The organism is Maricaulis sp. MIT060901 (genome assembly GCF_047123815.1).
Lineage (GTDB): Bacteria > Pseudomonadota > Alphaproteobacteria > Caulobacterales > Maricaulaceae > Maricaulis.
Map to the genome: position 1 here is coordinate 2,060,767 of NZ_CP138920.1, position 25,583 is coordinate 2,086,349.

The window sequence follows — 25,583 nt, forward strand, 5'->3', positions numbered from 1 at the left end:
GCCGGGATAAGTCAGAATGCGGCGCGTCCCTGGTCAGCGCGCTGTTGCTGGTTGCCGTAATGAGTTCGCTTGCGATGGCACTGGTCACGGACCTGCGTTTCTCCATGCGCCGCTCCGCCAATCTGGAAGTGCGGGACCAGGCCTATTGGTACGCCATGGGCGCGCGCGAATTTGCCGAGATCTCGATCGAGCGTGCCATGCAGGCCCCGGATGACATGCTGCGTCCCGATGCAGACTGGCTGAGCGGCCAGCGGGTCTTCCCGATCAATGATGGCCAGCTTGTCGGCCGGGTGCGCGATGCCAGCAATTGCTTCAATCTCAACAGCCTGGTGAGCATCGAGGCTAACGGTCTCCTGGTCGGAGATCCGCTGCAGCAGCGTCGTTTCGATGCGCTCCTGCAGGCCATCGGCCTGCCGGTTCAGCAATCCGCCACGATCACTGCCGAGCTTGTGGATTGGCTGGACAGCGATCAGCGTCCGGTCATCAGCGGGGCGGAGGATGACAGTTATGCTCGCGCCGGTCGGCACTACCGCACGGGCAATACATTATTGGCCGAGCGTGAGGAATTGCTGGCACTGGCCAGCATGACGCCACGTCTCTACAGCGAGATCGCACCATTTGTCTGCGCCCACCCGGTGGTCGATAACGTGCCGCTGAACATCAATACGATGCAGTTTGACCAGGCGCCCTTGCTCGTGGCGATGTTCGAGGGTGAGCTTTCCCGCACGACAGCGGACGCCCTCTTGATCGAACGCCCCCAGACCGGGTTTGACGCCATGCAGGTCTTTTGGGAGCAGGACGTGTTCGAGGCGATGGAAATCGAGTCCCACCACCGCCAGGCCGTCGGTCGGACGAGCGAGTATTTTCAGATTGAGGTCGACGTGCTTTATGCCGGTGCGCGCTTCAGGCTGAGCGAAATGGTCGAGTGGCGAGGGGGCATTCGCCGCCTTACCCAGCGATACGGAAGTTTTTCATGAGCCAGGATCTCATTCTCCTGATCCATCCCGATGGCAGCGGACGCTGGTCGATCATCGACCGCGCCAGCGGTCAGCGCGGCGCGTCGGGGGATTTCGGCGCTGACAGTACGCCGACAGGAGTGCCCGAAGCGGACATCGACCGCACAATCTGCCTCCTGCCGGCCGAGCGGATCTTTGCCAGCCGGATCACCTTGCCGGCGCGCAGCGAAGCTGAAGCGCGCCAGGCAGCACCTTTCATGATCGAGGATGAACTGGCCGTGGAACTGGATGAGACCAGCGTCAGCATTGGCCCGCGAGACGAGACGGGTGAGCGCTGGGTTTATGCCGTAGACCGGGACTATGCTGACAGCCTGCTGGATCGTCTGGACGGCGCTGTTGTGCGTCCCGTTCACATCCTGCCGGATGCCCAGGCGTTGGCTGATCCGGAAGCTGCACTCAGCCTGGTCGATCGCCGGGGCGATGTTCTGTTCTGGTATGCCGACGACATCGCTGGCGATGGCAGCCGTGCCGGCGGCGCGGTCTCGCCGGGCCTTTTCCCGCATCTCGCAGCCGAGATTGTCGGTGCAATTGGTGAGGGACAGGTCTCGGTCTCGCCTTCTCTTGGCCTGATGGGTGCACGCTTTTCCAATCGCGCTGCCGGCGAAGCGGACATGGCGGCGTCGGGTCTGTCAGACGAGATGCTCAAGCGACTGCCGGCCTTGTTCGGAGAGCGCTGGCGGTCGGCCTTCGACTGGCTCGATGTTCTGCGGCCGCTGCGCACAAGCGCCATCCTGGCCGCCGCCGCGCTGGTCGGATATTGTGCTCTGCTGCTGGGTGAGGCTTTCTATTTTCGGTATCAGGCCGACCGGTTCGACGGCGCTGCAATTGCCGAATACCGCTTTGTGAACCCCGATTTCACCCGTGCCACCATACCCGCCGAGGTAGACCGGATGGTCCGCCGGGACCTGCGAGAGCTGGGCGGCGGTGACAGTTCGGCCTTCCTTCAGCTCAGCGCTGCCCTGACCGAACTGGTGGCGGATAATGAGCGAGTGCGCATCGACAGTCTTCGTTTTGACCAGTCGCGGGAAGAATTGCGGGTCTCGGCCCTGTTCACGGAATTTGCCGATTTCGATGCCCTGACAGCGCGGGCCGGACAGATGGGGCTGGAACTGGAGGATGGCGGTGTGCGTGAAGCTGAAACCGGTCTCCAGGGCGAGTTTACGGTGAGGGTGCGATGAATCCGGTTGTCCAGATGATCCGCACCTATTGGGATGGTCGAACGCCCCGCGAACAGGTCCTCTATGGTGTGATGGCGGTGTTGATGGCTGTGCTGTTACTGACAGTCGCCGTCATCCAGCCACTGCAATCCTTCCATGCGCGCTCCCAGACCGATTACGCCGCATCGATGCGGCTGTACCGCTCGATCCAGCAGGATGCTCAGACCCTGCGGGAGCTTCAGGCCGGCGCGCAAACGCAGGCCGGTAGCCAGCAATCCATCCGTTCCATCGTTGGGTCGCTGGCCCTGGGCGAAGGCATCGCCATTTCGCGCATGATCCCGGGTGACGATGGTTCGCTGGCCGTGACTATCGAGCGCGCGGATACCGGCGCGGTGATGCGCTGGCTGGTCAATCTGGAACAGCGGTACGGCATCCGTGTGGTTTCCTCGACCCTGGATCGGCACGAGACCGGCATGACCCAGGCCTCTGTGGTGTTGCGGCGCGGGGGAGGTCTGTGATGGCGCGGCGTCTGGGTGTGCTGGCGGGGCTGGTGCTGGTCTGGCTGATCGTGCTCTTGCCGCTCAAGGCGGTGATGATGCTGGCTGGCGGAGCCGGGGCGTTCGGCTATCCGGATGTCTATGGCAGCGTCTGGGATGGCCGTATCTACGGCCTTCGTATGGCGGGAATGCCGGTGCGCGAGATCGAGATGTCAGCGGATCCGCTGCCCCTGTTTGTAGGTCGGCTGGCCGCGCGCTGGCGGGTGTCCGATGACAGTGCGCGAGGCAGTGGCCATGTCGTCCTGGGTCGCGAGACGATCGAGATCCGTGACATGTCGCTGCTGGTTTCCATCGATCGTCTGGACCTGCAGACCCTGCCCGGGCTCGACCGCTCGCAGATGATCGATATCGATGTGGACAGCCTGTCCATGCGTGCAGGGCAATGCGAAGCGGCGCAGGGACGTGTGCGCACTGCCGCACTGGAGCGATTCGCCGCGAGTTACGGTTTTGAGGGTCCGTCCATGCTGGGCATCCTGTCGTGTGAAAACGGCGCCCTGGTGTTGTCGCTGGATGGTGCTGCGGCGGATCTGGAAGTGACAGGCACGGTGCGCATGACCGGTCAGGACTATGCCTGGGACATGGAGCTGCGCACCGGGCGTCCTGAACTTGCCGAAGTGCTGGCCCTTGCCGGCATGACCCGGAACGGGGATATCTGGATTTATCAGGGGAGTGAGCGTCTTGCCATTGAATAAGGTCCAGCCTGTCAGCGTTCTTGTCCTGGCCCTGGCGGTGTCAGCCTGTGCATCGACCGAAGGCGCTCTGCCCGTGTCCGGATCGGGCGGTATGCGCTCGGCTGAAGTGACGGAGCCGGCGACACCGGCCAATGAACTGGCGCCCCAGATCCTGCAGCCCGGTGAATGCGGTACCTTTTTCTGGACCGCGGATTCCGAGCATCGCTTTGTCGCCTTTGAGAATGAAACGCGCGGTTATGCGCAGCTTTTCGTCAATGGCCAGGCAGAGAGCTTTTCAGGTCAGCGTCTTGACGGGCTGCATGTGGCCGGCGATCACTATCAACGTGACTTTGCTGATCCGGCACGCGATCTGGATGTCGAGATTGAGGGTCGGATAGGCGATCCGTTGCCCACCGGTCAGCGGATCGAACGCGTGGTCATGCGCATCCAGAGGACTGATGGAGCGCTCCTTGTTGTACCGCTGATCGGGCATTACGCCTGTCGCTAGACGGGCGGCCCTAGAAATAGAGGCCGGCTTGCGGCCAATAGGCCTTAACCAGCCAGATAAGGCCGATGCCGAAGGCCAGCCAGGGACCAAAGGCCAGCATGGTTGTGCCGCTGGGCTTCTGGCCGCGGATCACGGACATCAACAGGACAAAGAGCAGGGCTGCGAAACTGGCGACCAGCAGGATGAAGGGCAGTGCCATCGCTCCGCACCATGCACCGCCGGCCGCAAGCAGTTTGGCGTCTCCGCGCCCCAGCCCGTCGCGACCGCGCAGGTGTTTGTAGGCGATCTCCAGTCCTACAAGGCCCAGATATCCCAGCGCTGCGCCTATAAGTGCGGGTAGAAGACGATCAAAAACAAGGATGTTGGCGATCAGGCCGGCGGGAATCAGTGGCAGGGTGATGGCGTCCGGCAGGCGATAGGTCAGGGCATCAATGTGTGCCAGAACTGCCAGACAGATCAATAAAACAGCGCTCAGGAGAAGGATGAGCATACAAAGCCCTTGTCATTGCTACATCATACGCATACGCCAGTTTCGAAACGTGATGTAGGGGGAGGATTGGATGCCCGATCGGGAGACAGCTCTCAAGGCAGAAAATCTGCGGATGACCTTCGGCGAGACGAAGGCTCTGGATGATGTATCGCTGACAATTGATCCGGGCGAGATGGTCGCACTGATCGGTCCGTCAGGATCCGGCAAGTCGACCTTGCTGCGTGTGGCCGCGGGTCTGCAGGTCGCGGACCGCAATTCCGGCCCGGTCCACGTGCTCGGCCAGCGCATGCAGGAAAAGGGCAAGCTGTCCTCTTCCGTGCGTCAGTATCGCGCGCGGCTCGGCTTTATTTTCCAGCAATTCAATCTGGTTGGTCGCCTGACCCTGTTCCGCAACGTCCTGCTGGGCGCGCTGGGGCAGATTTCCCTGTGGCGCGGCGCGCTGGGGATTTTCCCCAACGAGACCAAGCAGAAGGCGATGGATGCGCTGGAGCGTGTCGGTATCGCTGATTTTGCCGGTCGCCGCGCGTCCAACCTGTCCGGTGGCCAGCAACAGCGCGGCGCCATCGCCCGGGGCCTGGTTCAGGGCGCGGAAATGCTGTTTGCCGACGAACCGATTGCCTCGCTGGACCCGGTTTCCGCCCGCAAGGTGATGGAGCTGCTGGCCGAACTGAATGAGCGGGATGGCCTGACGGTTGTCGTGACGCTGCACCAGATCGGTTATGCACGTGAGTTCTGTGATCGCATCGTCGCCCTCAATGCCGGCCAGATCGTCTATGACGGCCCGCGTGACGCGCTCACCCAGGAAAAGCTCATCGAGATCTACGGTACCGAATACGAGGCTGCCTTCTACGGCGCCGAGGAGGACGCGTGATGCGTGTCAATTCTATCCTTTTCAGACTGCTTGCTCTGGTCACACTCCTGCTGGCGGCTTGTTCCGAAGTCGTAACCGACACACCGGAAACGCGCGCGGAGCTGCCGGGCGAACGGCGCACAATCAATTTCGGCATCATTGCCACCGAATCCACCAGCACGCGTGAGACCAACTGGCGTCCCTTCATCGAGGCGATGTCGGAATGGACCGGTTATGACGTGCAGCCCTACTATGCGTCCGACTATGCCGGCATGATCCAGGCGATGCGATATGACAGCATCCAGGTCGGCTGGTTTTCCAACTTCTCCGGCCTGCAGGCCGTGCGCCTCGCTGATGGCGAAGTGTTCGCTAAATCGACCTATCCGGATGGCGGTGAGGGGTATTACTCCATCTTGCTGGTGCCGGTAGACAGTCCGATCCAGTCGGTTGAGGACATCCTGACCTGTGACGGGTCGATTGATTTCGGCCTGGGCGATCCCAACTCCACGTCGGGCTATCTGGTGCCGTCGGCCTTCATCTTTGCGCCGCGTGGTATCGACCCGGCCGAGTGTTTCGGTTCCGTGCGCAATGCCAGCCACGAGGCCAATGCTCTTGCTGTTGCCAATGAGCTGGTCGACGTTGCTGCCAATAACTCCACCAACATGCTGGTCCTGCGCCGCTCCCGTCCGGACGTGGCAGCCCAGCTGCGCGAGATCTGGCGTTCGCCGATGATCCAGACCGATCCGATCATCTGGCGGTCTGACCTGGATGATGAAGTCAAGCAGCGCCTGCAATACTTCTTCATGAATTACGGTCGCATGGGCACACCGGAAGAGGTCCAGGCCGCGCGCGATGTACTGACGCCACTGCTCTTTGGTACATTCCTGCCGTCGTCCAATGCGCACCTCGATCCCATCGTACAGCTGGAAATCGTGCGGGACCTGACTGCCGCGCGTAATGATCCCGACCTGACCCCGGCTGAGCGCGCGGAACGTGTCGCCGAGCTGGAAGAACGCTTGGCCCAGGTCGAGGCCGGCAATTCCGGTCTCGTCAGTCTTGCTTCCAGCGTTGAAGGTGCGGATACGGGCGAGCCGGGCGATGCTGAAACGCAAACCTCGCTGGTGAACGCCCAGTCCGTACTGGCCTTCGGTGGGACCCTGGTGCTGCTGACCTTGCTGTTGTTCGCGACTGCGCCGCGCGGACCCGGACCGCGCACGCCGCTGAGCGAACGCCTGGCCAATGTCGGCATTGTTGTGGGCATTGTCGTGGTTCTGGTGTGGAGCTTTGACTCCTCGGACATGGACCGTTCCTACCTGCTGGTGGAAAACGCCAATGACATGGGCGAGTTCATCGCCGGTTTCTTCCCGACGGATATCACCGACGCCGCGTCGCGGTCGCACTATTGGGACGAGTTGAGCGCGGGCATTGCCGAGGCCATGCCGCAGATGATCGTCACCGTCCAGATCGCGATCTGGGGTACGTTTATCTCCGTGATCGCCGCCATTCCGTTCGGTCTTCTGAGTGCGCGTAATGTGGCGCCTCTGTGGGTCGTGCAGCCGGTGCGCCGCCTGATGGACGTCTTCCGTTCAATCAATGAGCTGATCATCGCGCTGGTCTTCATCGCCGCTGTAGGACTGGGGCCTCTGGCCGGTGTGATGGCGCTGGCGGTGCACACCACCGGTGTCCTGGCCAAGCTCTTCTCTGAAGCGGTGGAAGCGATCGATAACGGGCCTGTTGAAGGGATCCGGGCCACGGGCGCGCGGCCTCTGCACGAGGTGATCTGGGCGATCATTCCCCAGGTGGCACCCCTGTGGACGTCTTTTGGTCTTTACCGTTTCGAGTCCAACGCCCGCTCGGCGACGGTTCTCGGTCTCATCGGTGCCGGTGGTATCGGCCAGATCCTGTTCGAGGCGGTGCGTGCCTTTGACTATCAGCGTACGGCAGCGATCGTCCTGGTCATTGTCATCGCCGTCAGCCTGATCGATGTCATGTCCCAGATGTTGCGCAAGCGCCTGGTCTGACCGGGGCTCACAGCCAGACAAAAAACAGGCCGGACATTGTCCGGCCTGTTTTCATTTGGACGTATTGATCGTGCCTAGCTATCGATCGACTTCTGGCCGCGCAGGCGTTTCCAGAACCGCCGGCGTTCCGGCTTGGGATGCGGTTTCAGATTGTCCAGGAAGTCCAGTGCGCACTGGGTCCAGGAGTGTTTTTCCGCGTGCGCCCGCGGCGCAGCGCGGTCGATTTCCAGACAGTCCATGCAGGCCTGCCGCAGGTCTTCATTGATGAAGCCGCCACCGGAGCCGGGGATGATGTCTTTGGGGCCGTGAGCCGGGAAGGCCGCGACCGGGGTGCCACAGGCCATCGCTTCCAGATTCACCAGGCCGAAAGTGTCAGTCCAGCTCGGGAAGACAAAGACATCCGCATCGGCAAAGTGGCGGGCCAGCTCGTCACCGAATTTCGGGCCGGTGAAGACAGCGTCGGGATATTTCGCCTTCAGCTCTTCCATCTGGGGGCCGTCACCGACGATGACCTTGGTGCCCGGCAGGTCGGTTTCCAGGAAGGTCTCGATATTCTTCTCAACCGCAACCCGGCCGACATTGACCCAGACCGGGCGCTCGAGGCCGGCAAAGACATCCTCGCCATTCATCATGCGCTTGGCCGGGTTGAAGAGCTCGATGTCCACGCCCCGCGCCCACGGCGTCAGATTGTTGAAACCGCGCTTGGTCAGATCATCGCGCATGGACGGCGTCGTCACCATCATGCGGCCACCGGCATTGTGGAACCAGCGCATGAAGGCGTAACCGGCAGACAGCGGGATGAAGCCGAAGCGCGCGTTCACATATTCGGGGAATTTGGTGTGATAGCTGGTGGTGAAGGGCAGTTTCCACTTCACGCAGATGCGGCGCGCCGCCAGGCCGAGCGGGCCCTCGGTCGCGATGTGGATGGCTTCCGGCTCGAACTCGGTGAAGCGGCGGGCGATGTCCTTGCGGGCGCCCATGGCCAGCTGGATCTCCGGATAAGTCGGCAGTGGCATGGTCTTGTAACCCAGCCCAGGATGGATCACCTCGACTTCGCGACCCATCTCGCGCAGCTCGGCGACGGTGCGGGAAAGGGTGCGAACCACACCATTCATCTGCGGTTCCCAGGCATCGGTCACCAGCATGATACGCTGCGGGCGTTCATTGCTGTCTTCGGCGTCCGGGCCGTTGGTGGTGACGATATTACTCGCGAGGTCAGCGGTTTTGCTCATCAATTTCCTCTGCTTTTCAGCCGCCCGAGGCGGTGAAAATCCTTACTGTCTGCATGCGTCTTAGCGCATTCGTGCACAATCGCGAAGTGCAACAGCACACTGGGCTTGCGAAGCGGCGTTTGCGGGAGCAATGTCCGCTCCGAAATTTTGGATCCAATAGAAGGTTTGTGCCATGAATGTTCAGGCCCGGAATTCCATTGAATGGGATGAAATTGACCATTTGAAGTTCGCCAATGAGAGCGAGCTGGTACAGAGCCTTGTCGAGCAGATCGGCTTTTCCGATCAGACGCGTGACAAGGTCCGTGATGATGCGATTGATCTGGTGAAGCGCGCCCGTGCGTCGACACGCACGCGTGGCCTGATGGAATCCTTCCTCCAGGAATTCGGCCTGTCCAACAAGGAAGGCCTGGCTCTGATGTGTCTGGCCGAGGCGCTGCTGCGCGTGCCCGATGGCGCGACGGCGGACAAGCTGATTGCCGAGAAGATCTCGACAGGTGAGTGGGGTGAACATGCCGGCAAGTCGGAGAACTGGCTGGTCAATGCTTCCACGCTCGGCCTGATGCTGACCGGCAAGATCATCGATGTGGATCCTGAGGCACGTCAGAATCCGGGCGTTTATCTGAAAAAGCTGACGGCCCGCGCCGGTGAACCGGTCATCCGAGCGGCCACCATGCAGGCCATGCGAATCATGGGCGAGCAATTCGTGCTTGGACGCACGATCTCTGCCGCGCTCAAGCGGGCGGGCAAACACAAGGAAATCGGTTCCTTTGACATGCTGGGTGAGGGCGCGCGTACCGCCGCTGACGCCCAGCGATATCACCAGCGTTATCTTGATGCGATCGAGGTCGTCGGTGCCTCGCGTGGTGAAGGTCCAATCGAACAGGTGCACGGCGTATCCGTGAAACTCTCCGCGCTGAACGCCAGCTATCTCGCCATCAAGCAAGAGCGCGTCATGGACGAGCTTTACCCGATGGTGCTGGAACAGGCACGGGCAGCCAAGGCGCATGATATCGGCTTTTGCATTGATGCTGAGGAATCCGATCGCCTGGTCATTTCGCTGAAAATCCTTGATCGCCTCGCGCGGGACCCGTCCCTGCGCGGCTGGAATGGGCTAGGTCTGGCGGTGCAGGCCTATCAGAAACGTGCCGGTGCCGTGATTGATGGTCTGGTCGAACTGGCGAAACAGAGCGGACGGCGTTTTCTCGTGCGCCTTGTGAAAGGCGCCTACTGGGATACCGAGATCAAGTTCGGCCACCAGATGGGCTGGCCGGACTTCCCGGTCTGGACGACCAAGACGGCGACGGATCTGCACTATCTGGTCTGCGCCAAGCGCATGCTGGCCGCGCCAAAGGAGATCTATTCCCAGTTCGCGACGCATAATGCGCACACGCTGGCCTCGGTCCGGGAACTGGCCAGCCAGGCGGGTGTCGAGGCATATGAATTCCAGCGTCTGCACGGCATGGGCGAACCGCTCTATGCGGCCTCGCACGAGGCGCACGGCGAACGCACGGTTCGGGTCTATGCGCCCGTGGGCAGTCACGAAGACCTGCTGCCCTATCTGGTGCGCCGCCTGCTGGAGAATGGTGCGAACACCTCTTTTGTCCATTCTTTCCTGGATGACGCGGTGCCGGTTGAGGACGTGGCCCGCGGCCCGTTCGACAAGGCCGCAGGTATTGACCGTCATCCGCAGATTCCGCTGCCCGACGACCTTTATGGCGAGGAGCGCGCGAATTCGGTGGGCGTGGACATCAGCCAGCTGGCAGTCCAGCAGCGCCTGGCGAAGGCCATGACCGATCTTCAGGCCGAGCTGCCGATCAGCGCAGGTCCCATGATTGACGGTCGCATGCTTACCGGCGAGGTCGAGGCATTGATGAGCCCGGTCGATCGCAGCCAGCATGTTGGCAATGTGGTCCAGGCCAGCGAGGCGGATGTGGATGCGGCCTTCAAGTCCGCTGCCGCAGCCTACCCGTCCTGGAACGCGGCCGGCGGCGCCACGCGTGGTGCCATCCTGCGGGCCATGGGTGATGCCATGGAGAAGAATATGGACCGCCTGATTGCGCTGATGTCGCGCGAGGCGGGCAAGAATATCCCGGACGGGATCGCGGAAGTTCGCGAAGCCGTCGATTTCTGTTGTTTCTACGGCGCCCAGGCCGAACGCGAGTTCACCGGGGCAGAGCGTCTGCCCGGTCCGGCGGGCGAGACCAATCATCTCGGCCTGCAGGGGCGCGGTGTCTTTGTCTGTATCAGCCCTTGGAACTTCCCGCTGGCGATCTTTGCCGGCCAGGTCGCTGCGGCGCTGGCCGCGGGCAATACGGTGCTGGCAAAGCCGGCAGAGCAGACACCCGTCATCGCATGTGAAGCCGTGAAGCTGTTCCAGGAGGCTGGCCTGCCGGCCGAGGTACTGCAGCTGCTGCCGGGCACCGGCGAGACGGTGGGGGCTGCCTTGACGCGTGATGACCGCACGGCCGGTGTGGCGTTTACCGGATCCACGGAAGTCGCCCGGCTGATCAACCGTTCGCTGGCGGCGCGTGACACGGCCATTGCGCCGCTGATCGCGGAGACCGGCGGGCTCAATGGCATGTTTGTCGATACGACCGCCCTGAAGGAACAGGTTGTCGATGACGCCGTCATGTCTGCTTTCGGTTCGGCCGGACAGCGCTGTTCGGCCCTGCGAATCATTTTCCTGCCCGAAGATACGGCGGATGATTTTGTGGAAGGCCTGTGCGGCGCCATGGATGAGCTGGGCTTGGGTAACCCGTCTGAAGTGATGACGGATGTCGGTCCGGTCATCGATGAGGAAGCCCTGGCGATTCTCGAATCACACATGGAGCGCATGACGCGTGAGGCCACGGTCATCAAACAGCTCGACACCGGTATGGCAGGAGAGCATGGCAGTTTCTTTGGTCCGGCCCTTGTGGAGCTGCCCTCGCTGGATCTTCTCGAGCGCGAGGTCTTTGGTCCGGTGCTGCATGTGTATCGTTACAAGCGCAAGGACCTCCCCGCGATTGCCGCGGCTCTTGCAGCCAAGGGTTATGGTCTGACGCTGGGCATTCACTCCCGTCTGGAGTCTTTCCACAGGCAAATTCAGTCGATCGTTCCGGCCGGCAATGTGTACGTGAATCGCAACATGATCGGCGCTGTTGTCGGCGTTCAGCCGTTCGGCGGAGAGGGCTTGTCTGGCACGGGTCCCAAGGCCGGAGGCCCGCATTATTTGCACCGTTTTGCGGGCGAGAAAACGGTCACGATCAACATCTCTGCGCAAGGCGGGGATCCGGAGCTTCTTAACCTTTCATGAGGCTCGGTTAACGCCGCTTAACCCTTGTCTCACAGGCCTGTCACGCCCCTTAACGCGGTGTGACACGGCCTGTCTGCGGTTAAGAACTTGTTTACCAAAAAATCAGCCCAAAGACTGTTCTGGCCGTTGACCGGCTTTTCGGGGTGAGCCACTATATGTTGGGTCAGCTGGACACAGCGGCACACTATACAGATTTTTCGACCTATTCGGGTTTGTACGCCGCGCAAGCATATTTTGCGCGAACAGGACATTTTTGACTCTGGGTTTGGGGAGCAAAACCGCATGACACCTCTGGATACAGCCACCACTCGTATTGTTGACGAAGATCAGGTTGAGCGTGCTTCGTCTCGTCGTGGCAAACCGAGGGCCAATGAGGCCTCCCACCTGCGTGTGGTCGAGGGCGTCAAGGTTGATCGTTCGCGTGACGCGCTGTTGACGGATTTCGGCAAGAAGACGCTGGAAGATCGTTACCTGCTGCCCGGCGAGTCCTACCAGGACATGTTTGCGCGTGTCGCCACGGCCTATGCCGATGACGCCGAGCATGCCCAGCGTCTTTATGACTACATCTCCAATCTCTGGTTCATGCCGGCCACGCCGGTCCTGTCCAATGGTGGCGCCGACCGTGGTCTGCCGATCTCCTGTTTCCTGAACTCTGTCGGTGACAGCCTGGACGATATTGTTGGCACCTGGACCGAGAATGTCTGGCTCGCGTCCAATGGCGGCGGAATCGGCACCTATTGGGGCGATGTTCGCTCCATCGGCGAGAAAATCGGTGATGTTGGCCAGACTTCCGGCATCATTCCCTTCATCCGCGTCATGGACAGCCTGACGCTGGCGATTTCCCAGGGCTCACTGCGCCGCGGTTCCGCTGCCGTTTACCTGGACGTGCACCACCCGGAAATCGAGGAATTCCTGGAGATCCGCAAACCGTCCGGCGATTTCAACCGCAAGTCCCTGAACCTGCACCATGGTCTCAACATTTCCGACGCTTTCATGGAAGCTGTGCGTGATGATGGCGAGTTCGAGCTGAAATCCCCGAAAACGGGTGATGTGGTTAAAACGATCAATGCCCGCAAGCTGTGGCAGAAGATCCTCGAGCTGCGCCTGCAGACCGGCGAGCCCTACATCATCTATTCCGACACGGTGAACAACGCGCTTCCGGCTCACCAGCGCAAGCTGGGCCTGAAAGTGCGTCAGTCCAACCTGTGCGCCGAGATCATGTTGCCGACCGGTTATGACCAGAATGGTGAAGAGCGCACGGCGGTTTGCTGCCTGTCGTCGCTCAACGCTGCCAAATATCTGGAGTGGAAGGACGACGAGACCTTCATCGAGGACATTTTCCGTTTCCTCGACAACGTCCTTGAAGACTTCATCCAGCGGGCACCGGAAGAAATGGACCGCGCGGTCTATTCCGCTATCCAGGAGCGTTCTGTCGGTCTCGGCCTGATGGGCATGCACACTTTCCTGCAGCAGATGAATGCGCCGTTTGAAAGTGCCATGGCCAAGTCCTGGAACATGAAGCTGTTCAAGCATATCCGCCAGCAGGCTGATGCGGCTTCGGTCAAGCTGGCCGATGAGCGTGGTGCGTGCCCGGATGCGGCGGCAAGCGGTGTCAAGGCGCGTTTCTCCCACAAGCTGGCCATCGCGCCGACAGCGTCCATCTCCATCATCTGTGGCGGTGTCTCTGCCGGCATCGAGCCGATCCCGGCCAATGTTTACACACACAAGACCCTGTCCGGCTCCACCACGGTCAAGAACCCGCAGCTGGAAGCCGCGCTCGAGGCCAAGGGTCTCAATACGCCGGGTGTCTGGGCCACGATCCTGGAACATGAAGGGTCCGTACAGCACATCGAGGAGCTGGACGAGCACGAAAAGGCGCTGTTCCGGACCGCCTTTGAGATCGACCAGCGCTGGGTCATTGAACATGCTGCTGATCGCACGCCGTTTGTCTGCCAGTCCCAGTCGCTCAACATCTTCCTGCCGGGCGATATCGATAAATGGGACCTGCACATGCTGCACTGGTCGGCCTGGGAAAAGGGCATCAAGTCGCTTTATTACTGCCGCTCCAAGTCGGTCCAGCGTGCTGCCTATGCCGGTTCGGAAAGCAAGTCCGAAGCCGAGCAGTCCATGGCGGATGCCGCGCCGACCGATTACGAGGAGTGCCTCGCCTGTCAGTAAGCGCGATCAACTGAAATGACGCCAAGCAAGAAGCCCGGGTTGCGCAACCCGGGCTTTTTCTTTTTTTCGGCACCACCGGGAATGGATATTAACCATTTCGCTTCTTGGGCGAATCCTGATGCAAATACATTCACGCTTTGCGAGAATTCGCTCAGGGAGAGAGTTTGATGCGTATGGGACGAAAGTCAGAACTGACTTTGGCGACGCTTATCGCGCTTTCCGGAGTGTCTTATGTATTGATGACACCCGGGCAGGCTGTTGAGTGGGAGAATCCTTCTGCCCTTATCCAGGCCAACCTGGCGGCAGAAGGTGAAATTCGGCCCTTATCCGCGTCGGCGGCGAATATTGCCCGCACAGCGCTATCGCTGGATGCCGATATCGCTGGCCAGAATGCCTTTGCGGCGTCGACACTGCCTCATGCGACAACGATCGATCTGGGCCCTGCCGGTGAGCTGAGCGTGGCTGTGCTCGATGATGACACAGGCGATGTGGCCTTTGACCTGCTCGCCATCACGGCGGATAACCGCTCTCCATTGGTCTTCGAGCCCGAGCGGGACGAGACAACGGTCGCGTTGGCCTATCAGCGCTCCTTTGATTCCTACGGCGGTTCCGATGAGCTGGATGTCAGCATCATCCCGCGGGCCGGAGTCAGTCTGGGCAATGACGGCACGGCAGCCGGTGCAGGCGCTGAACTGCGTGTCGGCCAGCACCTGGGCAATTCGCTGCAGGGCGAACCGCGCTGGTACATGTTCGCAGGCGCTGATCGCCGGGCCCTGCTGTACAATCCGAGCGAGGGTGCCAATTTCGACAGTGCTATGGCTCTGACCCGCCGCGAGGTTATCGGCGATGCCCAGGCCGGAGTGGCGGTGCGGTTTGGCGATGCGGATCTTTCTGTTGCCTATGTTCGCCGCGAATACCAGCATGTGGCCGGTGTCACTGCCTTCGAGGAATCCGAGGAATTTGGCGCGGTCACTCTGAACTGGCGCTGGTAGCGCTGTCGGTGACCTTGGGTCACTCTTGGTTTCAAGCAGGCAGCTCTGGGAGGAATGTCATGAAACATTCGCTTCTGTCCTGTCTCGTCTTGGCTTTTTCGCAACCCGCTTTGGCGCAGTCGCAGGATGCTGATCCGGTAGTCTTATCGGGCGCCACAGTCATCAATGGTGATTACTGGATCGAGCGCGCCAGTATTGTGGTCCGGGATAGTCGGATCCAATGCGTGGGCGAGCCCGAAGCGTGTGAATACCCGGAAGATGCGGACATTATCGACCTGGATGGGCGGTTCATCACGCCAGGCCTGGTGGACGCGCATGTGCATTTTGCCCAGACCGGGTGGCTGGACGGGCGCCCCGATGGCCTGCTGGCCCCCGACGTGCATCCGTATGCCGAAACAGTTGGCGAGTTGCGCCGGAATCCCGACCGCTGGCACGCGGCATACCTGTGCTCAGGGATCACCGCTGTCTATGATGTTGGTGGTCAGGCCTGGACCGTAACAGGCGAGCATGCAACGGACACCGATCGCCCGGACCGTGTCCATGTCCGGGCAGCAGGTCCGCTGATCACGCATGCCAGTGCCCGCAACCGGTTCTTTCTGGGAGAGGGCGCGGCCGATCAGCCGTTATTCCTGCCGATGTAATGCATCGATGGTGTTCGCGAACAGGTGCGGTACCTGCAGCAGATTGGCGCAGAGGCGGTGAAGGTCTGGTATCTCGTGCCGCGCCCGGCGCAGCGCGAACGCCTGGATGCGCTGTTGATGGAAATTGGTGCTGCGGCGGACGAGGCGGGTCTGCCGATGATTGTCCACGCGACCTCCTTGCGTGAAGCAAAGCTGGCCCTGCGTGCCGGGGCCCAGATGCTGGTTCATTCGGTTTCTGATCAGCCGGTCGATGAAGAATTCCTGGAGCTGTTGACCCGTAATGAAGCGGTCTACGTGCCAACCTTGCAGGCTGGGTCTAACTGGAGCCGAGCGCTTGCCAGTGTCACTTTCGCTGCTGCCGCACCTGTTGATGATCCCAATGGTTGTGTTGACGATGCGATCCGCACGCGCATCAATTCACCGGAAGAATTGCAAGCAAATCTCAACCCGGCGCTGACACCGGCCTGGGCCTATCGCAGCCTCGAGGCCAATGGTGCGGAAATCGCCCTCATGCAACGAAATCTCGTGGCGGTGTATGAAGCGGGCGGACGTATTGCCACCGCGACGGATGCCGGCGATCCGATGACGTTGCGTGGTCCGTCGATCTATCGCGAGATGGAGATGATGCAGGCAGCCGGACTCAATCCGGAGGCAGTGATCGAGATGTCGACCCGCGGCGGGGCCATTGCCATGGGACGACAAGATGAATTTGGCCAGATCGAGGAAGGCATGGCCGCCGATTTGATCATCCTGTCGCAGGACCCGCGCGAGGATGTTCGCAATTTCCGCTCCCTGACCCATGTGATGCGGGCAGGTGTGCTGCGTGCACAGTCCGAACTACGTGTCACTGAGGTTGATTAGGCGCTGAATCCTGTGGAGCAGTCTGTGGAAAACCCTACCCTTTGCACACTAGGGCTAGACGTAAACCCCGCGTTTACCACAATATATAGATATTGAGCGGCTCAGCCGTTTTGATTCCGACCGAGGTGTTTCCATGACCGCTGCTTCCGACCTGCCGGGCCTTTTGACGTCCAGCCATTCCTACAAGCCGTTCCGCTATCCGTGGGCGTATGATTTCTGGAAAAAGCAGCAACAGGTTCACTGGATGCCGGAAGAGGTTCCGCTCGGTGAGGACTGCAAGGACTGGGCAACCAAGCTCAATGACCAGGAACGCAATCTGCTGACGCAGATCTTCCGCTTCTTCACCCAGTCCGATGTTGAGGTGAACGACAACTATATGGAGCGCTACAGCCGCGTCTTCCGTCCGACGGAAGTGAAGATGATGCTGTCATCCTTCTCCAACATGGAGACGATCCATATCGCCGCCTATGCGCTGCTGCTCGAGACGATCGGCATGCCGGACAGCGAATTCTCCGCTTTCATGGAATACGAGGCCATGGCGGACAAACACAATTACATGCAGGAATTCGGTGTTGAGAGCGAAGCTGACATCCTGCGTACTGTGGCCATGTTCGGCGCCTTCACCGAAGGTCTGCAGCTGTTTGCTTCCTTCGCCATGCTGATGAATTTCCCGCGCCTCAACAAGATGAAGGGCATGGGCCAGATCGTCACCTGGTCGATCCGCGATGAGAGCCTGCACTGCGAGGGCATGATCAAGCTCTTCCACGCCTTTGCCGAAGAGACCGGCGCGCTGACGCAAGAGGTCAAGGACGACATTGTCGAGTGCTGCAAGACGGTTGTCCGCATGGAAGACAAGTTCATCGATCTCGCCTTCGAGATGGGTGATGTCGAGGGCATGACGCCGGACGATATCAAGCAATACATCCGCTATATCGCCGACTGGCGCCTCGGCCAGCTCAAACTGCCGCCTATCTATGGCGTGAAGGAGCATCCGCTTCCGTGGCTTACGGAGATCCTCAACGGTGTCGAGCATGCCAATTTCTTCGAAGCCCGCGCGACCGAATATTCAAAAGGCGCGACACAGGGTGACTGGCATGGTAATGACGGCGTCTGGTCCATGTTTGACCAAATGAAAACCAAGCAGAGCGAAGACGCTCTGGCCGACTGATCAACTCCGCTTCGGCGTCGAGTTGCGGGCGATCCAGCGATCTACTTTCGGGGAGGAAAGAAGCGAGCTGGGTCGCCCATTTTATTGCGTGGTCTGCGGAAGATCATGCTCGCAATTGATCGTGACCATGCTGCCAAGCCTGTCGCGCTGATAGGAAATCACCGCCCCGGGCGCACAGGCTTCGCGCATCCGCTCGAAGCTCCTGGCATCCAGATAATCCAGATAAATCGTCCCGGCCCCACCAATGGCGATCACCGACACGGTCAGCGCCAGGATCGTCGTGACAATCTTCATCGCACCCTCCGAGATGGTTCCGCGTAGGAAGAGCTGATTTGCCCGGTGGTGGAATGTCTAGTTGAGGAAGCGAGACCTGCAGACCTCGGTGGAGTTTCTTCGAAGGCACTGACGCCATTGAGTGAGGGCCGCTCCGACTGGGCTGCCCTCTACCGAAATGTCGATCGGCGGAACATTATGATCGAAGACCGGTACGGGTGCCGAAGCTGAAGGTGGCGTCTCCCAGTAAAACTCCAGCATCGCGACTTCTTCTGGTGTGAATTCGTAATCGGTTGCGGTCAGGCGACGTCCGACATCCAGCAAGATAAAGCGATCGCCTTCGCGACCGATGGCCTGCAGATCTCCAAAGACGATGATCTCGATGCGGCGAACCTCATTCGCGAACCTGACATCATCGTGAAAACGCACGATGTGCGCCTGAGCGTTCACCATTGAAAGCAGGCGGGTGGCTGGATAAAGGAGGTCAGTCAGATCTGGAAACATGCCGTGCCGATGAGCATCTCTTGAGACATTGATACGTTGTGGGGCAAATGAGGTCGCCGCCCAGACCGGCAGATCGCTTTCGATCTGTCGATGTATAGCGAGGAACGGTGCAACTTCATCGGCCAGTGCGAGCGTCTCGCTCTGGAGGATGCGCAATTCCGACTGGTTGTCCATGGCGAGGGCCCGCCGCGAGGTAAGGGATCGCTGCATCGTTTCAGCCCGGTTTTCAGCTTCCGACGCCGCGAGTTGTTGGCGGCTCGCTAAGGTTCTCCGCTCGGCAAGCCGCTCGGTTTGTCTCACCTGTGCTTCGTTCGCGTATTCAGTGAGCGCGTCATCAAGCTGATCCAGCAGATCCGCGGCCTCACCATGAACCGCCGGACGGCCCGTTCGTGACAGTTCGACTGAAGAGATCGTGCGAGACTCAGAGGTCTGGAGGTGTCGATACCCCTGGTAGGACAAGAAAGGTGACCAGCGGAGACTGGCTAGGACGCTCGGTGATTGTTCCGGACAGCCCTGTGTCGCGCAGACCGGACGCTCGCGCGGAAACTGTGGCGGCTGCGGAGTGGGATTCATTTCTGCGAGGAGCTCGATCGCATCATCAAAAGTCTCGATGGCCTGGTCGTATTCGAACCGGAGGAAGAAATTGATCGGTTGCTCCTCAAGGTCTGGAGAAACGATTTCGCGGTGCAGACCTTCGGCCGCAGAAGCACCGGGCAGGCTGGCGACCACCGGATCGGTCCAATTATCCGGGAAATGACCGAGCCGGTTCTGTTGGCGACTCCGTCCTCGGTTGAGCTCATTCAGAACCTCGTTGTGGAGCTGAACCAGGAGGTCGGCGCGGGCGATCTGCGGGTCCTCGATCATGTGCCGGAAAAGCGACACTCTATCAGTCCTCGAAACTTCGCCCGGGGTCGAACCAGCATCGACTGGCAGCCGGTTGCTGATGAGGTCCAAGAGTGCAATCACCGCCGTATCTTGTTGGTCACGCGCGGCCCGGTACTCCGCATGCTTCGACCGAGCCAGCTCCAGCATGACTTCCTGCGCGGCGATGATTCTGTCGTATTCGGCTATCAGTGTCTGTGACCAGGCGATCGACCGTGAATCAACCCGAGAGGCAAGAAGGGCATCAGTTTGTTGATCATCCAGCTGATCGATTTCTTGCTGAATGGCCCGTCCAGCCTCTGTGGCAAGAGCAGAACGGTTGACGAATTCCGAAATGGTTTCCGGCCCGGGCTCCTGAGCTGCTGCAAGCTCTGGAACACTACCAACGCTCGCCCCAGCCAGACAAAGACCAGCCACTACCAATCCTGCAAATCTACGCATCTATCCCCCGCATGCCGCAATTCTAGCGCGTGCAATGCGACGAGATAAAGGCGTAGCCACTACTCCCTCGCCAGCACCACCTGATAATGCATGCTTTCAAAGTCGAGGGCGAAGGATGTGTTGCGGCGGATGATGTTGTTGCCGATCATGGCAATGTCGCCCAGGGCGTTTTCCTCGTCGGCGATGATGTCGATCTGTTCGAACAGGACCGGACCGCCACCCAGGCCCAGCGTGATGTTGCTGGCGCGCCAGGCCTGGCGGGTTTCGGTGCCGCCGATGCCGGTGACGGTTTCGGACCGGTCTTCCAGCTGTGCCTGCTCTGCGTCGCTGAGATGGCGCAATATGTCCGGGCGCAGCTGGGAGCGCGAGGCACCGCTGTCGAAATGGGTGCCACGGTAGATGCCGTGAATACGGGCCGCCAGGCCGATACCGCTGCCGTGCCAGAACAGGCTGTCGGCGCTGTCCGGCAGGCGGGTGACATGGTCACCCAGGCGCAGGCCCTGGCCCTGGTCGGTCCACTCCACCTGTTCAGCTGCGGCAAAGACCGGCAGGCCAATGATCATGTCCAGCGTGTATTCGCTATTGATGAAGGTCAGCATCTCGTCCGGCAAAACCAGGAAGAGCACGTCATGGAAGACCATCTCTCCCATCGCGATGCGGGATGCCATGGCCAGTTCGCCTTCGACGGGAGCTGTTGTGGTGCCGACATTGACCGTTCCGTCGAGGAATTCAAAACCCTGTTCCCGGGCGATTTAGGTCATGACCACATTGATCTCGGCCCCGGTGTCCAGGATGGCCGGCACTGAGGTACCACCAGCCATGGTGATATCGGCGCGCAGCTGGTTGATGCGGTCAATACGGGTTGGAAGTGTTGTGCCGCTGGCACCGGTACGGGACATGGCCGGCTGGTTTGCGGCGATGGCCAGCAGGGCGATTTCGTCAGCCCGGTCCTGGCCGGGGTCTGCAGTAAGGCTGGCCTCTAGAGCCTTCAGGGCCTCGGCGTAATGGGTGCCCAGCTGGAGGCGTTCCTTAAGCAGGTAGAACCCTGCCGCGCGTGCCGCGTCGTCAAGCGTGTCAGCCTGGGAGAGGAAGCGGGCGAGGGCGGTGTGATCCTGGCTGAACATGGCATCTGACCACACCCGCTCGAAACCCTGCGCGTCGCTCCCGACAAGAGCTTCGCGGTGCGCGACGACAGAGCCGCGCTCACGCAGATCCGCGAGCTGGGTATCCTAGCTGAGCGTGGCTAGCGCAAGCAGCGCGCTGGTGATGGAAACGGAAAACATGGTCACCCCCAAAATGGCTGACATCACCGTGCCGGGGGTAAAGACCGCGCGCTATCGGGACCGTTTTCTGCGCCGTCCCCCTAGTCCGAGACCCTCTGGGTGATCTCCGATGTGCGGATACCTTGCTGGTAGGTGATCGGCAGGGCCACAACGCTCTGCACGAACTGGAAGAGATAGGTCATTAGTGCGAACACTGTCCCGATCGGCGCATCCAGGCGGGTGACCGCGTCATAAATACCAAACAGCATGGCGGCGATCAGGAAGAGATAGGTCAGGCCGAAATTGAGGCTTTCCAGATCGGACAGGCGCACCTGCCACATGGCCAGCCGCCGGAAGTGGCGGTTGCGGCTGGACGCGCGCATGCGTTCGAACACCTCGATCTGGCGTTCATACTGGTTGTTGAGCGCCTTGTTGAGGGTGTGGATGCGCCTGCTGGCGATCCAGAAAACAAGACCGGTCAGCACGGTCGCCACGGTGGCGACCACGAAGACGCGGAAATCCAGAAAGGCGATCATCACCAGCGAGCCGATCAGGGTGAAACCGGCGGTCAGGGACAGCGGCAGGATCTGTTCGAAGAAATCGACGACTTCCTTGATCAGGTCCGCGCGCGCATTGACCTGGGTGATCGGTGAGCCCTTGGCCTGTTCCCGCGCAACCAGGTCAGAGCCGACCCTGGCGTAGATGCGGGTATAGACACGGGTGTCATACATGCGCCGGACAATGCCCACGATGATGAAGGTGAGTTCCAGCGCGACCAGCCAGGCGAGGCCTGTCCAGTCCTGTTCCACCAGTCGGTTGATGGCGATGCCCAGCACGAGTGGTTCAGCGACCCCGAGCACATTCTCGACCGTCAACAGCGCAAACGTGCCGGAAATCTGCGGCCAGAACCGCTTGAAAATCGAGCCGTGACTGACCGCTTCGGGGGGCGTGTCAGCCGGTGTTTCGGCCGCTACTTCAGAAGGAGTTTCAGAGCTCATGTCGCGCGGCTTACACCGCTCTGACAGGGCAGGCGAGGGGGAAATCGGAGCGAACCATCCCGGTCCGCCCCGATATCCGCTGTCTGGGCTAGATCACCACCTCACCGGCGGGTTCACGCATGTTGTAGCGCGAGGCCATGACGCGGCCATAGGCACCGCCATTGCCGATCAGGATGACATCGCCCTCACGCGTTTCGGGCAGCAGGCGCTGGGCGCCCAGCCGGTCGGCGCTTTCGCAGATCGGCCCGACAATATCGGCGATCATGTCCGCATCCTCATCGAGGCGCGTGAGATTGACGATCTCGTGGCGGGCACCATAGAGCGCCGGGCGGATCAGCGAGTTCATGCCGGTATTGATGCCGACAAAACGCGCATCGGGCGTCTGTTTGACCTGGGTCACCCGGGCCAGCAACACACCGGCCTCGGCGCTGATATAACGGCCTGGTTCCAGCCAGAACTCATACCCGGGATAGGCGGTTTTCAGCTCACCCAGCATGATGTCGAGTTGGTCGGTGTTGATGCGCCGCGGACCGGAGGCCTCGTCAACGCCCAGACCGCCGCCCAGATCGAGCACTTTCACGTCGGGCAGGTCCTGCGCGGTCTCGGTCAGGAAAATGCCGACACGCCGCCAGTGTTCCGGATCGGAAATGCCCGAGCCGGAATGCACGTGCAGGCCGGTGATCTTCGCGCCCGCCGTCCGGGCCAGCTCGATGGCTTCCGGCAATTCGTCGCGGTGCAGGCCGAATTTGGCTTCCGGCCCCGCTGTGCGCACGTGTTTGTGGTGGCCTTCCGGGCGCTGGGGATTGATGCGCAGGGTGATCCCGGCGCCCTTGAACAGTTCCGGCCAGTGCCGCAGCGGGTGCAAGCCGTCCAGGGTCAGGTGAATGCCCATCTCCAGCGCGACGGCATATTCCTCGCGCGGGGCGAAGTTGGGCGTGAAGAGGATGCGCTCCGGTGTCAGCGCGGGCGCTACAGCGCGAGCGGCCTCGACCTCGTTGATGGAGACACACTCAATGCCCAGTCCTGCTTCAACCGCGGTGCGGATGATGTCGGCATGGCCATTGGCCTTCATCGCATAGAAACCGCGATCAAGATTCTTCAATCCGGCGATCGCCTCGCAGCGCTCGCGAACCGTATCGCGGTCATAGACGTACACCGCGTCGTTCTCGGGGCAGGCCTCGAGCAGGGTATCGCGTTTGCTGCGCCACCAGACGGCCGGCGCATCGGCTTTTGCGGTCTTGTCCGCGCCGAGCTCCGCCCAGCTGGGACCGAAGGTCTCGTCCAGCGGCTTGGGCTGGATCAGCTGGTCGTGCAGCTTGCGGCAGAGCGGCTTGCCCTGGTCGCCATCGACCACAACGGTGAAGTTGAGATCATTCGCTGCCTGCGAGATCAGGCGCACCGGATAATGTGCGAAACGCCTCCATCGCCGGGCCAGCTGGGCCAGCAGGGCGCGGACGCCGCGTCCAACCAGGCTGACGGCGGCACAGTCTTCCAGCACCGAGACGCGGGCGATCTCGGCGAGGTCGGCCTCCAGCGCCGTCAGAACGGCTGGCGTCAGGGACGGGTCATCATCCAGCGAGACGGTGACGCTGGTTTCCGATGTCGAGACCAGGTCGATCGATACGCCATGCCGCGCAAAGGGCTCGAACGCCCTGGCCAGGAAGCCGGACGCCCGCCACATGCCGCTGGTATCCAGCGTGATCAGGCGAACGCCGTTCTTGACCGAAACGGCTTTCAGACGCGGCGCATCCTCCGACGGGGTGGCGCTGATCACCGTGCCCGGCATCTTGCGCTTGTGCGTGCAGCGGATCTCCATCTCGATACCGGCATTGCGAACCGGGGCGATGGCGCGCGGGTGCAGGACCGACGCGCCCATGGAAGCGATCTCCTGGGCCTCGTCATAACTCAGCGCCTTGATCTGGCGCGCGGAGCCCGTCAGCCGCGGATCCGCCGAGAAGAAGCCGGGCACATCGGTCCAGATTTCCAGCCGTTCAGCCTGCAGCTTGGCGGCAAAATAGGCTGCAGACGTGTCGGAACCTCCACGGCCGAGCAGGGCGGTGTCGCCGTCCGCACGCCCGCGATAAATCCCTGGTCAGGACAACATCGCCATCGAAGCGTTTTTGGAGTTTTTTGTCCGGGTCGTGTTCACAATCCGCATCGACATAGCCTGCGATCCCGCCAGCTGGCCGGGCAGTCAGCGCAGTCCGGGCGTCCAGCCATTCGCAATCGCGGCCGATCTGGTTGAGCCAGGCGCGCCCAGCGTCGTCGCCATCAACTCACCTTGGCACAGGATGCGTGCATGCAGGCGCGGGCTGGCATCGCCTGTCAGCGCCAGGCCGGCGCTAAGCCGGTCCAGCTCGTCAAAATTGGTTGCCAGCAGCGCTTCGCCATTAAGATCCAGCTCGTCGGCCAGCTTGATATGCCGGGCCTTGGTAAACGCCAACGCCTCGCTGCCATCGCCGTCACGGGCGGTGCGGACCAGGTCTTCCAGCGCGTCGGACACACCGCGAATGGCGGAGTGAACGACAAGCACCCGTTTCTTCGCCTTGCGGAGTTTCTTGATCCGTTTGGAGATGACCTGCCAGTCAGAGAGGATTTGACACTCGTTCCACCGAATTTGAGAACGATCCAGTTGCTTGAATTGGGCATGGTAATCTCCTTTCTCCCGCCAAAATCGGGCAGCGGCGTGGATACAGGCCACAGGAGACCACGCCAAACACACATTTGCGCATGGCGGCATGTATTTTCAGGGCGCGCGCAAGCAAAGTGCGCGATCAGTCGAAAACAGGCTCGCGTTTTTCAAGATTGGACATCACAGCCTCGACCTGGTGCGGCTGGCCGATGACGGCCTGCTGTTCGCGTGATTCCGCCAGCAGGATTTCGCCGGAAGACTGGTCATCCAGCCCGTTGATCAGACGTTTTGAGCCGCGAATGGCGGACGGGCTGCGCGCGGCGATCTGGCGGGCGATTTCAAAGGCGCGTTCCAGCGGGTCTTCGGCGGTTTCCGTGACCAGTCCCAGTGTGCGGGCTTGGCCACCGTCGATGCGCTGGGCCGTATAGGTCAGCTGGCGCAGGACATCATCGCGCAACAGCCGGCGGGCGAGTGCGAAACCGGACATGTCAGGCACCAAACCCCACTGGGTCTCGGCGATTGCGATCCTGGAATCTTCAGCGGCGATACGCATATCGGCGCCGAGCGCGACCTGGAGTCCGCCGCCAAGCGCACCGCCACGAATGGCAGCAATCACGGGCACCGGCAATTCATGCCACGCGTAAGCAGCGAATTGCGGTCGGTTGCAGAGCCCGTGGGTCCGCTCTTCCAGGGACAGCGCCTTGTCCGGATCATCACCGGCCATCGCCGCAAAACTCATGAAGTCCAGCCCGGCGCAGAACATGCGTCCGCGACCGGAGAGTACGGCAACCCGGACGCTCTGCTGATCACCCAGCCACTCCGCAGCCTCGATCAGTGCGTCAAACATATCTCCGTCCAGCGCGTTGAGCTTGTCCTCGCGGATCATCTCGACATGGGCGATATGGTTTTCGATCGAGATCTCGACCCGATCCCTGAAAATCTGGCTCATACGTG

23 protein-coding genes are annotated in these 25,583 nt (G+C 61.0%); 13 read left to right on the top strand and 10 right to left on the bottom strand.

Annotated elements, in window-relative coordinates; genetic code table 11:
- Window positions 1-59: 59 nt before the first annotated feature.
- Genes gspK through SIC17_RS10175 form a run of 5 tightly spaced genes read left to right on the top strand, consistent with a single transcriptional unit; the run spans window position 60 to window position 3,909 of the window.
- A complete protein-coding gene (gspK, locus tag SIC17_RS10155; protein ID WP_412545279.1) occupies window positions 60-977 on the top strand; it encodes a type II secretion system minor pseudopilin GspK in 918 nt (305 codons plus the stop codon).
- Entirely contained in the window at window positions 974-2,194 is a 1,221-nt protein-coding gene (gene gspL, locus SIC17_RS10160) for a type II secretion system protein GspL (protein WP_291891462.1), read from the top strand. Before gspK ends, gspL begins: the two co-directional genes overlap by 4 nt.
- On the top strand, window positions 2,191-2,691 hold the full coding sequence (gene gspM / locus SIC17_RS10165; protein ID WP_412545280.1) for a type II secretion system protein GspM: 501 nt from the start codon (window positions 2,191-2,193) through the stop codon (window positions 2,689-2,691). Before gspL ends, gspM begins: the two co-directional genes overlap by 4 nt.
- Entirely contained in the window at window positions 2,691-3,422 is a 732-nt protein-coding gene (gene gspN / locus SIC17_RS10170) for a type II secretion system protein N (RefSeq protein WP_412545281.1), read from the top strand. The genes gspM and gspN overlap by 1 nt, the downstream gene beginning before the upstream one ends.
- Complete coding sequence (locus tag SIC17_RS10175) at window positions 3,409-3,909, top strand: hypothetical protein (protein WP_291891465.1); 501 nt, start codon at window positions 3,409-3,411, stop codon at window positions 3,907-3,909. The genes gspN and SIC17_RS10175 overlap by 14 nt, the downstream gene beginning before the upstream one ends.
- A gap of 10 nt (window positions 3,910-3,919) precedes the next feature.
- On the opposite strand, the gene SIC17_RS10180 is transcribed toward SIC17_RS10175, so the two are convergent.
- On the bottom strand, window positions 3,920-4,399 hold the full coding sequence (locus tag SIC17_RS10180) for a prepilin peptidase (protein ID WP_412545282.1): 480 nt from the start codon (window positions 4,397-4,399) through the stop codon (window positions 3,920-3,922).
- Window positions 4,400-4,469: 70 nt separating this feature from the next.
- Between SIC17_RS10180 and phnC the strand changes: the two genes are divergently transcribed.
- Both phnC and phnE read left to right on the top strand, forming a co-directional pair.
- Window positions 4,470-5,270: a phosphonate ABC transporter ATP-binding protein gene (gene phnC, locus SIC17_RS10185; RefSeq protein WP_291891467.1), complete on the top strand. Its 801-nt coding sequence runs from the start codon at window positions 4,470-4,472 to the stop codon at window positions 5,268-5,270.
- Window positions 5,270-7,270, top strand: coding sequence for a phosphonate ABC transporter, permease protein PhnE (gene phnE / locus SIC17_RS10190; protein ID WP_412545283.1), 2,001 nt, complete (start codon window positions 5,270-5,272; stop codon window positions 7,268-7,270). Before phnC ends, phnE begins: the two co-directional genes overlap by 1 nt.
- A gap of 74 nt (window positions 7,271-7,344) precedes the next feature.
- Here phnE and SIC17_RS10195 read toward each other — a convergent pair whose 3' ends face one another.
- Window positions 7,345-8,415 carry a glycosyltransferase family 4 protein gene (locus SIC17_RS10195; RefSeq protein ID WP_366940053.1) on the bottom strand — a complete coding sequence of 357 codons (1,071 nt, stop codon included), beginning with the start codon at window positions 8,413-8,415 and terminating at the stop codon, window positions 7,345-7,347.
- Between the two features lie 259 nt (window positions 8,416-8,674).
- Between SIC17_RS10195 and putA the strand changes: the two genes are divergently transcribed.
- From putA to SIC17_RS10225, 6 genes are all read left to right on the top strand, one after another.
- Window positions 8,675-11,797 (top strand): bifunctional proline dehydrogenase/L-glutamate gamma-semialdehyde dehydrogenase PutA, encoded by a 3,123-nt coding sequence (putA, locus tag SIC17_RS10200; RefSeq protein WP_412545284.1) that lies wholly within the window; start codon window positions 8,675-8,677, stop codon window positions 11,795-11,797.
- 282 nt (window positions 11,798-12,079) lie between these two features.
- Window positions 12,080-13,975, top strand: a complete 1,896-nt coding sequence (locus SIC17_RS10205) for a ribonucleoside-diphosphate reductase subunit alpha (RefSeq protein WP_412545285.1) — start codon at window positions 12,080-12,082, stop codon at window positions 13,973-13,975.
- A gap of 167 nt (window positions 13,976-14,142) precedes the next feature.
- Complete coding sequence (locus SIC17_RS10210; protein WP_412545286.1) at window positions 14,143-14,967, top strand: lipid A-modifier LpxR family protein; 825 nt, start codon at window positions 14,143-14,145, stop codon at window positions 14,965-14,967.
- A 59-nt stretch (window positions 14,968-15,026) separates the two neighbouring features.
- On the top strand, window positions 15,027-15,608 hold the full coding sequence (locus SIC17_RS10215; protein ID WP_412545287.1) for a hypothetical protein: 582 nt from the start codon (window positions 15,027-15,029) through the stop codon (window positions 15,606-15,608).
- 24 nt (window positions 15,609-15,632) lie between these two features.
- Window positions 15,633-16,469 carry an amidohydrolase family protein gene (locus SIC17_RS10220; protein WP_412545288.1) on the top strand — a complete coding sequence of 279 codons (837 nt, stop codon included), beginning with the start codon at window positions 15,633-15,635 and terminating at the stop codon, window positions 16,467-16,469.
- A 133-nt stretch (window positions 16,470-16,602) separates the two neighbouring features.
- Window positions 16,603-17,637, top strand: coding sequence for a ribonucleotide-diphosphate reductase subunit beta (locus SIC17_RS10225; RefSeq protein ID WP_291891475.1), 1,035 nt, complete (start codon window positions 16,603-16,605; stop codon window positions 17,635-17,637).
- Between the two features lie 81 nt (window positions 17,638-17,718).
- On the opposite strand, the gene SIC17_RS10230 is transcribed toward SIC17_RS10225, so the two are convergent.
- From SIC17_RS10230 to SIC17_RS10265, 8 genes are all read right to left on the bottom strand, one after another.
- The gene (locus tag SIC17_RS10230) at window positions 17,719-17,931 is read right to left on the bottom strand and encodes a hypothetical protein (RefSeq protein WP_412545289.1); all 213 of its coding nucleotides are present in this window, start codon (window positions 17,929-17,931) and stop codon (window positions 17,719-17,721) included.
- A 57-nt stretch (window positions 17,932-17,988) separates the two neighbouring features.
- On the bottom strand, window positions 17,989-19,737 hold the full coding sequence (locus SIC17_RS10235) for a hypothetical protein (protein ID WP_412545290.1): 1,749 nt from the start codon (window positions 19,735-19,737) through the stop codon (window positions 17,989-17,991).
- 59 nt (window positions 19,738-19,796) lie between these two features.
- Window positions 19,797-20,405: a hypothetical protein gene (locus SIC17_RS10240; RefSeq protein ID WP_412545291.1), complete on the bottom strand. Its 609-nt coding sequence runs from the start codon at window positions 20,403-20,405 to the stop codon at window positions 19,797-19,799.
- An 84-nt stretch (window positions 20,406-20,489) separates the two neighbouring features.
- Window positions 20,490-20,861: a hypothetical protein gene (locus tag SIC17_RS10245; protein WP_412545292.1), complete on the bottom strand. Its 372-nt coding sequence runs from the start codon at window positions 20,859-20,861 to the stop codon at window positions 20,490-20,492.
- A gap of 239 nt (window positions 20,862-21,100) precedes the next feature.
- Entirely contained in the window at window positions 21,101-21,997 is an 897-nt protein-coding gene (locus SIC17_RS10250) for an ABC transporter six-transmembrane domain-containing protein (RefSeq protein ID WP_412545293.1), read from the bottom strand.
- A gap of 88 nt (window positions 21,998-22,085) precedes the next feature.
- Window positions 22,086-24,083: a bifunctional aspartate kinase/diaminopimelate decarboxylase gene (locus tag SIC17_RS10255; protein WP_412546922.1), complete on the bottom strand. Its 1,998-nt coding sequence runs from the start codon at window positions 24,081-24,083 to the stop codon at window positions 22,086-22,088.
- 108 nt (window positions 24,084-24,191) lie between these two features.
- Window positions 24,192-24,530 (bottom strand): hypothetical protein, encoded by a 339-nt coding sequence (locus SIC17_RS10260; RefSeq protein WP_412545294.1) that lies wholly within the window; start codon window positions 24,528-24,530, stop codon window positions 24,192-24,194.
- 241 nt (window positions 24,531-24,771) lie between these two features.
- On the bottom strand, window positions 24,772-25,578 hold the full coding sequence (locus SIC17_RS10265; RefSeq protein WP_412545295.1) for a crotonase/enoyl-CoA hydratase family protein: 807 nt from the start codon (window positions 25,576-25,578) through the stop codon (window positions 24,772-24,774).
- Window positions 25,579-25,583: the final 5 nt, after the last annotated feature.